This is a genomic window from Parabacteroides provencensis (assembly GCF_900232875.1).
Taxonomy (GTDB): Bacteria; Bacteroidota; Bacteroidia; order Bacteroidales; family Tannerellaceae; genus Parabacteroides; species Parabacteroides chinchillae.
In genome coordinates, this window is record NZ_LT960489.1 from 856,525 (window position 1) to 869,250 (window position 12,726).

At 38.8% G+C, this 12,726-nt stretch carries 9 protein-coding genes; 1 reads left to right on the forward strand and 8 read right to left on the reverse strand.

Annotated elements, in window-relative coordinates; genetic code table 11:
- Positions 1–12 precede the first annotated feature (12 nt).
- Positions 13–849 carry a helix-turn-helix domain-containing protein gene (locus CTY47_RS10425; RefSeq protein WP_099464681.1) on the forward strand — a complete coding sequence of 279 codons (837 nt, stop codon included), beginning with the start codon at positions 13–15 and terminating at the stop codon, positions 847–849.
- 6 nt (positions 850–855) lie between these two features.
- Here the strand turns inward: CTY47_RS10425 and CTY47_RS10430 are convergent, their stop codons facing one another.
- From CTY47_RS10430 to CTY47_RS10465, 8 genes are all read right to left on the reverse strand, one after another.
- Entirely contained in the window at positions 856–2,394 is a 1,539-nt protein-coding gene (locus tag CTY47_RS10430; RefSeq protein ID WP_099464682.1) for a YifB family Mg chelatase-like AAA ATPase, read from the reverse strand.
- A gap of 31 nt (positions 2,395–2,425) precedes the next feature.
- Positions 2,426–3,526: a TlpA disulfide reductase family protein gene (locus CTY47_RS10435; RefSeq protein WP_099464683.1), complete on the reverse strand. Its 1,101-nt coding sequence runs from the start codon at positions 3,524–3,526 to the stop codon at positions 2,426–2,428.
- A gap of 187 nt (positions 3,527–3,713) precedes the next feature.
- Entirely contained in the window at positions 3,714–5,321 is a 1,608-nt protein-coding gene (gene pckA, locus CTY47_RS10440; RefSeq protein ID WP_099464684.1) for a phosphoenolpyruvate carboxykinase (ATP), read from the reverse strand.
- 250 nt (positions 5,322–5,571) lie between these two features.
- Positions 5,572–6,588, reverse strand: a complete 1,017-nt coding sequence (locus CTY47_RS10445) for a 2-oxoacid:ferredoxin oxidoreductase subunit beta (protein WP_099464685.1) — start codon at positions 6,586–6,588, stop codon at positions 5,572–5,574.
- Positions 6,589–6,592: 4 nt separating this feature from the next.
- Positions 6,593–8,446: a 2-oxoacid:acceptor oxidoreductase subunit alpha gene (locus CTY47_RS10450; protein WP_099464686.1), complete on the reverse strand. Its 1,854-nt coding sequence runs from the start codon at positions 8,444–8,446 to the stop codon at positions 6,593–6,595.
- 90 nt (positions 8,447–8,536) lie between these two features.
- On the reverse strand, positions 8,537–9,748 hold the full coding sequence (locus tag CTY47_RS10455; RefSeq protein ID WP_099464687.1) for an alanine dehydrogenase: 1,212 nt from the start codon (positions 9,746–9,748) through the stop codon (positions 8,537–8,539).
- Positions 9,749–9,755: 7 nt separating this feature from the next.
- Positions 9,756–10,277 carry a shikimate kinase gene (locus CTY47_RS10460; protein ID WP_099464688.1) on the reverse strand — a complete coding sequence of 174 codons (522 nt, stop codon included), beginning with the start codon at positions 10,275–10,277 and terminating at the stop codon, positions 9,756–9,758.
- A 69-nt stretch (positions 10,278–10,346) separates the two neighbouring features.
- Entirely contained in the window at positions 10,347–12,614 is a 2,268-nt protein-coding gene (locus CTY47_RS10465) for an ABC transporter permease (protein ID WP_158228528.1), read from the reverse strand.
- Positions 12,615–12,726: the final 112 nt, after the last annotated feature.

The following is a 12,726-nucleotide window of genomic DNA, read 5'->3' on the forward strand; positions in this document are numbered from 1 at the left end:
ATATATCATAGAATGGAAAACGATATACCTAAAATAGATCTGCCGCATGACTGGGTAATAGGAACAAATGTCACTAAAGAAATCCTGAGTCTTTATACTGATTTTCCTTGCCGGTTAAAAGCCCAGATTTTTGTATTATGCATGCAGGGGGAGATAGAAGTATCTATTAATCTGACCCGTTTCCAGGTAAAACCATGCTGTTTCATCACAATTCTACCAGGTTCTATTTTCCAGATACATACCATAAAAGGTGATTTACGTATCTATTTTATAGGGTTTTCTTCTGATTTCATCAACAATACCAATATCACAAAACCAGCATTAGATGCCATATATTCAATAAAAGAAACTCCTATTATACCTCTAAAGGAAGAATCAGCTTATCTAATAGAAGACTATTTTAAACTATTGATCAAGACTTATGCTAATTTTCAATTAAGCAAAGATATATTAAGCCATCTTCTATCAGGCATATTATTATGTGTTGGAGCAATATATAAAGACAAGGTTCCAAACAAAACAAATCTATCCAAAGCCGAACAAATAAGTAAAGACTTCGGACAACTCGTTATGCAAAATTACACCACGCAACGTAATGTTGCGTGGTATGCCAAGCGGCTTGGCATCACTCCCGCCCACCTCAGCACCATTGTAAAACAGGTAACTGGCAAAACTTGTATCGAAATCATTACTCAAATGGTAATTATGGATGCAAAAACCCAATTAAAATCAACAGATTTAACTATTCACGATATTGCATATTCACTAAACTTCACAAATATGTCTTTTTTCGGCAAATATTTTAAGAGAAATGTAGGCATGGGGCCTCAGGAATACAGAAATAGCTAAGGAGAGTTACGTACCCCAATTTTCCCTATCCAGATTACGATAATTAATAGCCTCAGCTAAATGGAAAGAATGTATATCGGAAGAACCATCCAAATCGGCAATGGTACGGGATACTTTTAATATACGATCGTATGCCCGTGCAGAAAGATGAAGGCGCTGCATAGCATTTTTCAAAAGCAATAAACCCGTTTCGTCAGGGACAGCGTATTTGTGGAGCAACCGGGTAGTCATCTGTGCATTACAATAAATATCATTGCAGTCAACAAAACGTTGTTGTTGAATTGCACGAGCCTTCACTACACGATCACGAACCAACGCACTGGACTCGGAAGGGCGTTGCTCCGATATCTTTTCAAAAGGAACCGGAACTATTTCAATCTGTATATCTATACGGTCAAGTAATGGGCCGGAAATACGGTTCATATACTTTTGCACAGCTCCGGGAGTACACAAGCAGGGACGTTCAGGATGATTATAATAACCACAAGGGCATGGATTCATCGAGGCTATTAACATAAAGCTAGCCGGATAATCGACAGTAAAACGTGCTCTGGAAATACTTATCTTACGATCTTCAAGCGGCTGGCGCATGACTTCAAGAACACCACGATTGAATTCCGGCAGTTCATCAAGGAAAAGGATTCCATTTTGTGCCAGGCTAATTTCTCCGGGTTGAGGAAAGCTTCCGCCGCCAACCATTGCTACCGTAGAAATTGTATGATGCGGAGAACGGAACGGACGTTGAACCATAAGAGATGTATCACCACTTATCTTACCTGCAACCGAGTGTATCTTAGTTGTTTCAAGTGATTCCCGTAATGTAAAAGGAGGCAAAATTGATGGTAAACGTTTTGCCAACATAGATTTGCCGCTTCCCGGTGGCCCTACCATTATTAAATTATGGCCGCCGGCTGCAGCAACTTCTAACGCTCTTTTTACATTCTCCTGGCCGCGAACATCCGAAAAATCATAATCAAAAAAGTCCTGCTGCTCATAAAACTCTTTCTGGGTATCTACAATTGTTGGTTGCATTGTCTGGTTACCATTCATAAACTCGATAACCTCTTTAATATTAGTTGCACCATACACATCCAGATCATTTACAACAGCAGCTTCACGAGCATTCTGCTTCGGAAGGATAAAACCTTTAAAACCCGATTCCCTGGCTTTAATTGCTATAGATAAAGCTCCTTTTATAGGTAAAAGGCTTCCATCCAATGACAGCTCACCCATCAGCAGGAATTTATCAAGCAGAGAGACATCCAGTTCTTCTGCTGCAGCCAATATCCCTACGGCCAAAGGAAGGTCATAAGCCGAACCTTCTTTCCGGATATCCGCTGGAGCCATATTTATAACAATTCGATTTCGGGGAAATTTATAACCGCTTACCTGTAATGCTGATATTATCCGTTCATGGCTTTCACGAACAGCAACATCCGGCAACCCTACCAAAAAGAACTGGATTCCTTTCGTACAATTTACTTCAATAGTGACAACAGTAGCTGAGATACCCTGCAAGGCAGCAGCATAGGATTTTACTAACATAGTTAAGATTTATAAGTTATAGTCGGACTTCTTATCTTTCAATCAGATTTTCCAACGTCTGTTTTATTTCCGCCCCATTATCCGTCTTCAAAAGGATCTTACCTTCTTCATCTATTAAAAAACAACGGGGTAAAGCATTCACATTATATAAATCGATAAGCATTGTGGCTTGTCCGGCTGAATCGGTTACCAGATTCCAGTCAATGCTATCTTTCTTTAATACATCGCGAACGCCTTTTTGATTATCGTCCAGGCTGATTAATAAAATATCTAGTTTTTCTTTTGGATATTCAGTTGCTACCTTGTCCAGATAAAGGTCTTCTGTTTGGCACATGTCACACCAAGGAGCAGTAAAAGCCAACAATACATATTTCTGAGAAAACGAATCAAGGCTAACCGAATTCCCATATATATTTTTTACTGTAAATCCGGGTGCTTCGGCTCCAATAGCTGTCCGTTTTGCACGGGCACTGGCTTGTTCCAACTCACGCACAAGATAAAAACTCTTTATCTTCGGATCTAGCAAAGCTAATAATTCATCTGTTTTACGTGTATCTTCGGCATCATTAAAAAATAACTGAATCAATACAATAGATGCTTCTTCATCGGGATTTTCCTTAATATATTCCATAGCGTGCTCCGACAATTGCAAATTTACATTTGCCAAACGTGAAGCTACATCGGCTTCTTCTATCGCACTATTGTATTTCTTTTCGTTTAATATACGATTCAGATCGGTAAATTCTTTTAGCAAAGGTGCTATACCTCTACGCATAGCTGATAATTTATCATTAATACGTCCGCCTTTTACTTGCAGCAACAAAGGATATTGCGCATCTCCCGATATTGTTACTTTTTCTCCCGGCTCCAGATATGCAGTAATCCACCGGGTTTTATTTTCAAAAAACACAGTTACACAATTAAAATCATTTTGTGCCTGTTCAATTACAAAAACGCCTGGCTTTTCGCAAGTTACGGTATCAACAACCTTATAATCACCTCCTTCAAAAACGGCATATATTGTCTGGTCTTCCAGATTTATAAGTTTACCCTCTATCTGGTAAGTATCATTCCTGCCACATGATGACAAAAACAACAAAATTCCGACAAAATATATTAGTTTTTTAATCATTATACCTTCTTTCCCTGTAATAACAGATAATTTGGGGTAAAGATATGAATATATTTTTAAAACAACTTCACAATTCTAATAAAATTAACTCATATATAACAAAAAAAAGCCCAGAATGTAATATTCTGAGCTTTTTAATTCAAATATTTCTAATCGTAAGTAAAAATTACCAACGAATTTTAACCAATTATAACTTAGGACCAGCAGCAACCAAAGCCTTACCTGTTGCGTTGCCAGTAAACTTAGCAAAGTTTTTCTGGAAACGGGTAGCCAAATCTTTAGCTTTTTCATCCCATTGTGCAGGGCTTGCATATGTATCGCGAGGATCAAGGATATTCGGATCAACACCTGGAAGAGCTGTCGGAACAACAAAGTCGAAATAAGGGATAACCTTTGTAGGAGCTTTATCAATAGAACCATCAAGGATAGCATCGATGATACCTCTTGTATCCTTGATAGAAATACGCTTACCAGTACCATTCCAACCTGTATTTACCAAATATGCCTTAGCACCGGTTTTCTGCATTTTCTTAACCAACTCTTCACCATATTTTGTTGGGTGCAATGATAAGAATGCAGCACCGAAACAAGCAGAGAAAGTAGGAGTAGGTTCAGTAATACCGCGTTCTGTACCAGCCAATTTAGCTGTGAAACCAGACAAGAAGTAATACTGAGTCTGTTCCGGAGTCAGGATAGATACAGGAGGCAATACACCAAATGCATCTGCAGACAAGAAGATAACTTGTTTAGCGTGAGGTCCTTTAGAAACCGGCTTAACAATGTTTTCAATATGATAAATAGGATAAGAAACACGAGTATTTTCTGTTACGCTCTTATCTGCGAAGTTAATATGACCTTCAGCATCAAGAGTACAGTTTTCCAACAAAGCGTCGCGTTTGATAGCATTCCAGATATCCGGTTCGCTATCTTTATCAAGATTGATAACCTTAGCATAGCAACCACCTTCGAAGTTGAATACACCTTCATCATCCCATCCGTGTTCGTCATCACCAATCAACAAACGTTTCGGATCTGTAGATAATGTAGTCTTACCTGTACCTGACAAACCGAAGAAGATAGCAGAACTCTTGCCTTCTTTGTCTGTGTTAGCAGAACAGTGCATAGAAGCCATACCCTGCAACGGTAACAGATAGTTCATATAAGAGAACATACCTTTCTTCATTTCACCACCGTACCAAGTATTCAGGATAACCTGGATCTTTTCAGTCAGGTTGAATACAACAGCAGTTTCAGAGTTCAAGCCAAGTTCTTTGTAATTTTCAACTTTTGCTTTAGAAGCGTTCATAATAACGAAATCCGGTTCACCGAAGTTCTTCAGTTCTTCAGCTGTAGGACGGATGAACATGTTTGTTACGAAATGAGCTTGCCATGCAACTTCCATGATGAAACGCAGTTTCAAACGAGAATTTTCGTTAGCACCGCAGAATGCATCAACAACGAACAATCTTTTGTTAGAAAGTTCTTTAGTTGCTAATTCCTTACAAGCTTTCCAGCATTTTTCATCTACCGGCTTGTTATCATTTTTGTATTCGTCAGAAGTCCACCATACAGTATTCTTGCTGGTTTCGTCCATTACGAAAAATTTATCTTTAGGAGAACGACCTGTATAAACGCCTGTCATAACGTTTACAGCGCCCATGTCACTTACCTGACCTTTTTCAAAACCTTGCAAACCTGGTTTTGTTTCTTCAGCGAACAGAACATCATAAGACGGATTGTGTACAATCTCTGTAACACCTGTAATTCCGTACTTGCTTAAATCTAAATTAGCCATCTTGAATTAATTTAAATAATTGACTTATATAATTTTTATCTCACTCAGTAAGTAAAGCGGTTTTAATATACTTATACTCTAACCTTGCTGTTTTTAAGTTTCCCTTGTTAACCGCGGTACAAAAGTAATACATTTTTTTATAGTCCGAACCCTATTAAGGAAATTTTTCAGTAATAATGACTCTTTTCTATGCATTTAACAAAACATGTATTCCATTTGCTCAGTGGAGATTACAATTCACCTCATTTTGCTACTTAATTTCCCAGACTTCACCACTCATAAGCAGGTCATGCAACTTACGAATCGGTTTTTTGGCCTGTACTTCTTCTATCTGCTGATGAACTGCTTCATCATATGTAGGAGCATCCACATCACGGATCACACCCAAGGCTACCGGCATATCATCTCCCATCATTGCAAGCATCATGTGAAGTGTATTGTCTTTTTCATGAGCATCATGTACAAGAACATCATCTATTGTATAACCATCTTCTCCTACTGTTACAGCTTTCAGCTTTAAACCTTCCAATACGATACCTTTCTGGCTATCCTTACCAAACAACATTTTCTCTCCATGACGAAGAAAAATAGTACGTTCTGCACGATATTCCTTATCAACGATACCTTTATGAATAGCATCATTGAAAATGACGCAATTCACTAACACTTCGGTTACCGATGTTCCCTTATGGCGAGCCGAAGCTGCCAGGATTTCAGTGGTATTCTTCAAATCAACATCTATAGCACGGGCAAAGAAATTACCACGGGCTCCTAAAGCCAACTCTGCCGGAACAAAAGGGTCTTCTACAGTTCCATAAGGAGAACTTTTAGAAACAAATCCTCTATCTGACGTTGGAGAATATTGTCCTTTTGTCAGACCATAAATTTTATTATTGAAAAGCACAATATTAATATCCACATTACGACGTACGGCATGAATAAAATGGTTACCGCCAATAGCCAGACAGTCTCCATCACCAGTTATCAGCCATACATTCAAATCGGGGCGTGCTGTCTTTACACCCGTAGCAATAGCAGCACCACGGCCATGTATCGTATGAAAACCATAAGTATTCATATAATAAGGTAAGCGTGAAGAACACCCAATACCAGAAATTACGGCCATATTGTGAGGAGCTACTCCAACTTCGGCCATCGCTTTATGCAAACAATTCAATACTGCATGGTCTCCACAACCCGGGCACCAACGTACATACTGATCGCTTTTATAATCTTTCGGTTGAAATTTTACTTCTTCTGTTGCCATCTTTTTAAGCCTCCATTATTTTAGTAAATTCCTCAACTAATCGTGAAACAACAAAAGGTTGTCCTTTTACACGGTTGAATTTATACGGATTAAATCCTGATATTTTGCTACGTAAGTAATTTGCAAACTGCCCATTATTCTGTTCAGCAACAACAACCTTTTTGTATTTAGAAAGAACCTCTGCCGTATTCTTTGGCAACGGGCTAATAAACTTAAAGTGTGCAAAAGCAACTTTCTTGCCATTTTCTTGCATTGTTTCCATAGTTTCATACAGGTGTCCATACGTTCCTCCCCATCCAACAATCAGCAATTCAGCATCCTTATCACCAACAACATCCAATTCGGGTATATAATCGGCAATCTTATCTATCTTGGCCTGACGGGTAGAAACCATCTTCTGATGGTTAGCCGGATCAGTAGAAATAGCACTCGTTTCATAATCCTTTTCCAGGCCACCTAAACGATGAGCAAATCCTTCTGTACCCGGAACAGCCCAATAACGAACAAAACTGTCTTTGTCACGCCTATAAGCTTTCCATACTTTTTCATCATTATAATTGGAAACATAGTTCGGCTTAATTTCCGGATACTTATCCAGATCAGGTAATTTCCATGCAGAAGATCCGTTAGCAATAAAGGCATCTGTCAATAAAATAACAGGAGTCATGTGCTCAACAGCCAACTTACTAGCCCAAAACGCAGCATCAAAACAATCACAAGGAGTAGAAGCAGCAATAACGACTAACGGGCTTTCACCATTACGTCCGTACAAAGCCTGCATTAAATCAGTTTGCTCACTCTTGGTAGGCATACCAGTTGAAGGGCCACCACGTTGAACATCAACAATAACTAAAGGAAGTTCCGCTATTACAGCCAAACCGATCGCTTCACTTTTTAAGGCCAAACCCGGGCCTGAAGTTGATGTTGCAGCAAGACAACCTGCAAAACTGGCCCCGATAGAAGTACAAATACCCGCAATTTCATCCTCTGCCTGTACGGTAATAACTCCTAAATCCTTACGTTTTGACAACTCATGTAAAATATCTGTAGCCGGAGTAATAGGATAACTACCCAGGAATAACTGCAAACCTGCCTTTTCTGCAGCAGCAATCAGTCCGTAAGAAGTTGCTTTATTACCATTCACATCCGTATAAAACCCGGGAGTTGCTTTTTTACCTTCAATACGATACGTTGAAACAGAAGCATGTATATTATGACCATAATTATACCCGTCCGTCAAAACCTTAATATTAGCTTTAGCAATATCCGGCTTCTTGGCAAACTTATTCTGCAACATATGCATAGCTTCATCCAAAGGACGCTCAAACAACCAACATACCAACCCAAGGGCAAACATATTTTTGCAACGAAGGGCTGATTTATTATCCAGACCAAACTCAACCAGCCCTTCCTTTACCATTGTAGATATAGGAGCAGCAACCACCTGTACGCTATTCAAACCCAATTCGGCAAACGGATCATCTGTTGTAAACAAAGCCTTATCCAGATCATTTTTCTGGAATGAATCGGTATCAATAATGACAATTGCATTCGGCTTTAAATGCTTCACATTTACTTTTAATGCTGCCGGATTCATTGCAACCAGTACGTCAGCCTTATCACCTGGTGTAAAAATTTTACGTGATCCCAAATGTACCTGAAATCCTGATACGCCACTTAGTGTGCCTTGTGGAGCACGTACCTCGGCCGGGTAGTCCGGAAATGTAGATATTTCATTCCCGAAAATAGCCGACAGATTTGAAAAGATTGTTCCGGTTAACTGCATGCCGTCTCCGGAATCTCCCGAGAAACGCACTACAACCTTTTCCAGAGTTGTAACTTTTGTCTGTTCTGCCATAATATTATATATTAGCTTAATCGCTTATTAATTTAAGACCCTGCACTGCAAAGTAAAGCATAAACTTTACGAGTACAAAACTTTTATTACTTAAAACGCCGAGAGGTATAAATCCAAACTATTAGAGGATAAATTAAAATGATTAGAGACATAACTGTTGACTGGTTTTCCACAATACATATAGACTCCCGACCTGAAACCGCTATCCGCCTTTATCAATCCCTGAATCGACCCTGCGTCGCCATAAAAAAGGAGTAAAGGAACAAATATATTACTGAAAGCCATTGATGCTGTTCGTGCTACACGGTTACTGATATTCGGCTTACAATAGTGCAATACGCCATATTGTTCAAAAACAGTCGGCTCCTCCGGAGATAAGCAACAGGTTGTTTCAAAACAGCCACCCTGATTAATCCGCAAATCTATTACCAAAGCTCCTTTTTTCATTGTACGGACCAGTTCTTCCGCAATTACATAACGGTGGCGGGTATTTATATATCGCATTGCTCCTATCACAACATCGGCACTACGAAAAGCATTTTGTAATACATTCGGGTGAAAAGTAGAAGTAAAAAGTCCTTGCCCCAAAACTTGCTGGATAGTCCGCAGTTTATTTATATCATCATCAAATACTTTCACGGAGGCTCCCAAAGCTAAAGCAGCCCGCGCAGCTACCGTTCCCGCATTACCAGCCCCCACAATAACAACTTCAGTAGGAGAAACACCGGGGATACCTCCAAGCAGAATGCCTTTTCCCCCTTGTACGTTACTTAATAATTCGGAGGCAATGGTTATAGATGCCGTTCCTTCTATTTCGGAAATCACGTTCAATACCGGATATTTTTTATGATCATCCGCTATCAGTTCGTAAGCTATCGCATTAATGCGTTTTGCCATCATCAGCTCGTAGGCTTCCTGAGTAAACAGATTCAACTGAATCATCGAAAACAAGGTAGTTCGCGGACGCATCAATGCAACTTCTGCTTCCAGTGGCGGTAACACTTTTAATATAATATCGGCCTGAAACACTTCGGCTGCCGTAGAAACGATTTCTGCCCCTGCTTCGGAAAAATGATTATCAGAATAATTAATTCCTAATCCGGCACCACTTTCTACCAAGACACGATGTCCGCATCCTGTCAGCATGTCTACTGCTTCCGGTGTAAGGATCAAACGTCTTTCATCCTTATTGCGTTCACGGGGAATACCTATCAGCAAACGATTACCAATTTTACTTATTTCCTTCAGTAACTCCTGAGGAATATAAGCCCCCTGAATCTGCCCACAACCTGTCGTTTCCATAACAATACTATAATATCTTTTCCAAAGCCGCAGATATGGTTTGCACATCCGAATCCGTCAACATAACTTCGGCGTCAAAAACGACAGACGCCTGTTCATAAAACGGACTTCTTTTACTCAAACTCTCTGCAACAAAATCTTTCAATTCTTTTCCTGAATGACCTTTCAGAACCGGGCGGGTATGTTTACAAAGTTCTAAACGTTTTACCAATTCATCCACAGAAACACGCAAATAAACGGTTTTACCGTTTCGATTCATAAATTCCATATTTTCAAAAAAACAAGGCGTACCTCCTCCGGTAGAAATCAATACATCTTCAAACATGGATACCTCCTGAAGCATATTACGTTCAATCTTACGAAAAGCATCTTCTCCTTTTTCGGCAAAAAGCTGTCCCACCGTTTTAAGATAACGGCCCTCTATATAACAATCCAAATCTATAAATGAAAGCCCCAACCGTTTGGATAAATCCTTCCCTATCGTTGTTTTGCCGGCTCCCATATAGCCTATCAGGAAAATACGTCTCATTTTATATCATATAGTTTAACCGCAAATGTAATTATTAAATTGCATTAGGTAATGTAGGAAAAGAGAAAATTATCTCACTATAGCATCCAACGGGTTACTTGTTGCAGTTTTCCAACTCTGCCAACTAACAATCGTTACAGTAATTACCACAACGAATAATCCACTGACAAAAAATACCCACCAATAAAGAGGTGTCTGCAAGGAAAAATTCTCCAGCCATTTAGCAATAAAATAATGAGCTATAGCACATGCTATCGCAAAACATACGATTAAAATTGTCAAATAGGTTTTATTAAACAATACTAATATCTCCATTTCACCGGAGCCTAATACCTTGCGAATGCCTATCTCTTTTTGGCGGTATTCATTTTCAAAAAACACAAGACCTAAAACTCCAGTAATTGATATAATAATAGCAATTATACTGAAAAGTGAAATGAGTAATGTCAAATTTTGTTCTTTCTCATAAACCTGATTAAATATATCATCATAAAAACGTATTTGCAACGGGTCTCCGTTTTCAAAACCATGAACCACCGATTGTACATGCTGCATGGCCGATTTCATATTACTGCCAGCCTTTACTTTTATATAGGCATAACTTGCAAAGTCTTTGTGATTGGACGGCACATAAAAAGCCATCGGAGCCGATGTCGTACGGAAAGTCGTATATTGTATATCTGGAATGAACCCGATTATTTCTACACTATCTACAAGCGTGTTCAATGTCAATCCAAATTCTTTTTTAGCCTTCTCATTAAAAATATATTTACCCGATTTCTTGTCGTCCTCCCTAAAACCACGGCCTTCTGAAATTTGAATATTCATAACGCTCAAAAATGAAGGATCCACCGGTATCCATTGAAACATTATTTTCTCTCCGTCAAATTCTGTACTCCAGGCGTTATAATTGTCTTCAGTCGACAATGCACTAGCGGCATAGGCTACATCCTCTATTCCGGCAAATGATTTCAACTGGTTTGTAAACGCATTTTTACTGTTAATAATACTTTGATTAATACCCGATAGTATTATCTGATCCTTATCGTAACCTACATCGGCATTACGCAAGCAGCCATTTTGCAGATACATAAACCATGAAGATATTATTAGCACAAAAGCCGTTATAAATTGTATTCCGATAAGAAGTCTGCGCAGGTTCTTTGCTTCTATTGTCATTCCGAAAGCACCTTTAAGCACCAATGCCGGCTGGAATGAAGTTATATAGAAAGAAGGATACAGCCCAGATAAAACACCTATTAATAGAGCTATAATCATAGCAGTAACAACCAATCCCGGATACATCCAAAAATTAATATTTGCATCCAACAAAGAGGTTACAGACGTTTTTGAAACCAAAAAGACGAACACCAATCCAATCAAAAACGAAAGTGAACTTACAATTATCGATTCAAAAATATAGTTCACTCTTATAGACGAGTTTGTACCTCCTAGTACTTTATGTATATTTATTGACTTCATCCGTTTAGGGATCAGAGCCATGCTCATATTCATAAAATTAATTCCTGCAACAATAATAATTGCAAATGCAATGGTCAGTAATATCGTAGCCGTCTGTCTATTCGATTTAGGAGTATTGTCATACATTACATCCGTGATGTTATGTAAATCTCTAAGCGGCGTAAGGTAGAGTTTGGTTTCGGGCATGCCCGGCTCATTTTCTTTTAATGTCTTGGACAGTTCTTTCTCTAATCTTATTCTTTCTTGGGCTATATTGCCCGTCGGTATTACTTTTACATAAGCATTATACCTCAAGTCTCCCCATCCACCTGATTCATTGTCAGGAATAGCTCCGTATATTACATTCCGGATAGACGAATTCTTAGGGAAATCTTTATAAACCCCTCCAACTATAACAGAGCCAGACAGTTCTTCAAGCTGTTTTCCAACAGCAGATTCATCTCCAAAAAATTTCTTTGCCAAACTCGCAGGTATAAGAACTTGGCTAGGAAGAGCCAAGACTTTATCTGTACCTTCTAAAATATCAAAATGAAAAACATCCGTAAATGAAGGTGTCACCCTTTGAGCCAGCTCATTATAACGGTTCTTGACATTATTACAGATAACGGTATAAGAGGTACTTGCAGCACTCGACGTTATAAGGGCAAACGTTTCAATTTGTGGTGATTTGGAAATAAATTCGGAGATAGGTCTCGATACAAGCGCAAATTTATTGCCCTGTATACCTAACTCAATACGGTAAATCCGTTTGGCATCCTTATGAAACGCGTCAAAACTCCGGTCAAAATAAACTTGCATCAGAATTATAAGGAAAGCTGCAAATGCAACAGACAACCCTAAAATATTTATAATCATAGCTCTCTTAGATCTCTGAAAAACGTTGTATAAGTTTCTGAATATAGATTTCATAATTTTCTAATTTAGTTAGCACTATGCGGTTTATTTATTCATAAGAGAAGAACGGTTA

Coding starts and splice junctions, on each gene's coding strand:
- CTY47_RS10435 (WP_099464683.1), bottom strand. CDS start 3,526: ATGATTAAAAAACTAATATATTTTGTCGGAATTTTGTTGTTTTTGTCA.
- CTY47_RS10445 (WP_099464685.1), bottom strand. CDS start 6,588: ATGGCAACAGAAGAAGTAAAATTTCAACCGAAAGATTATAAAAGCGAT.
- pckA (WP_099464684.1), bottom strand. CDS start 5,321: ATGGCTAATTTAGATTTAAGCAAGTACGGAATTACAGGTGTTACAGAG.
- CTY47_RS10425 (WP_099464681.1), top strand. CDS start 13: ATGGAAAACGATATACCTAAAATAGATCTGCCGCATGACTGGGTAATA.
- CTY47_RS10450 (WP_099464686.1), bottom strand. CDS start 8,446: ATGGCAGAACAGACAAAAGTTACAACTCTGGAAAAGGTTGTAGTGCGT.
- CTY47_RS10455 (WP_099464687.1), bottom strand. CDS start 9,748: ATGGAAACGACAGGTTGTGGGCAGATTCAGGGGGCTTATATTCCTCAG.
- CTY47_RS10465 (WP_158228528.1), bottom strand. CDS start 12,614: ATGATTATAAATATTTTAGGGTTGTCTGTTGCATTTGCAGCTTTCCTT.
- CTY47_RS10430 (WP_099464682.1), bottom strand. CDS start 2,394: ATGTTAGTAAAATCCTATGCTGCTGCCTTGCAGGGTATCTCAGCTACT.
- CTY47_RS10460 (WP_099464688.1), bottom strand. CDS start 10,277: ATGAGACGTATTTTCCTGATAGGCTATATGGGAGCCGGCAAAACAACG.